This is a genomic window from Psychrobacter sp. 1U2 (assembly GCF_051847575.1).
The window spans coordinates 1-1,124 of record NZ_JBPYDC010000403.1 but is presented as its reverse complement, the minus strand read 5'-3'; the positions used below and the strand labels follow the sequence as shown (position 1 = coordinate 1,124).

The 1,124-nt window shown below is 44.9% G+C and carries 1 protein-coding gene; it reads left to right on the top strand.

Features of this window, described 5'->3' with window-relative positions; all coding sequences use genetic code 11:
• On the top strand, positions 1–824 hold an 824-nt coding region (locus tag ACS8FD_RS16155), incomplete at its 5' end, for an NAD(P)H-dependent flavin oxidoreductase (RefSeq protein ID WP_439276594.1).
• Positions 825–1,124: the final 300 nt, after the last annotated feature.

The following is a 1,124-nucleotide window of genomic DNA, read 5'->3' as shown; positions in this document are numbered from 1 at the left end:
ATGACTCCAGTACGTTAGATAGCGAGATTCCTGCTTGGCTAAGTAATTTCTATCAAGAAAAAAATATAGAAATGGCGTTACCTGAACGACCAGCGCTAAGCTTTGCAGATCAACTACAAGTGCTCTATGACAATCCCGTCCCTGTAGCCAGCTTTACCTTTGGTATTATCAGCGCCGAGCAAGTGCAGCATTTACAGAGTCTAGGCACACGCGTCATCGGTACCGCCAATCATCCATTGGAAGCAAAAGCATGGGCAGAGATTGGCGCTGACGCAGTATGCGTGCAGGGGGTAGAAGCTGGTGGACATCGCGGTGGTTGGTTGCCACAAAGCGCAAACGATCCAATGGGATTATTGACGCTGATTAGTCAAACGCGGGCTTGCACCGATATTCCGTTAATCGCTGCGGGTGGGATTATGACTGGGCAAGCCATCAAAGCAATTCAAACAGCAGGGGCTGAGCTGGCACAAATCGGTACGGCATTTTTGACCACAGATAAGTGCGGTATCAATGCTACCTATAAACAGGCGCTACTCGATGCCAGTCAAGATAATCGCAGTAGCGAAACACGCTTAACGCGGCTGTTTTCAGGTAAGCAGGCACGCGGCTTATTAAATGATTATTTACGTGATTTTGCGCAATTTGAAAACGCGCATGAGCTACCGCCTTACCCACAATTAAATGCCATGACCAAAGACTTGCGTGCCCATGCAAAAAAGACTCTTGATGCAGAACATCAGTCTTTATGGGCAGGACAAGGAGTCGCTTTGGTCAGACAAGAAGGCACGATTGAATTGCTAGAGCGACTGGTAAAAGAGTTGTAATTTAATTAGCGTAGGCCCAGTTTTTAACCCTGAGAAGCGTTAAAAAATTGTACTGTAATTTTAGCTTTGCAAGGAAAATGCTGGGTTAAAAACCCAGCCTACCATCTATACTTAAATAACTATTTAACTACCTCTTTGGCCCCTCCCGAAACGAATTATAATTCTTCAGCGTTTCTTTTACCGCTTCGCTCATCGGCATATAACTGACTTTTACCTTCCTCTGTAAACTGTATGACCATCTCATAAAAAATGACAGTCAAATGATCATAAAGCATGCCGCGGGTTTACAGCTCTAATAAA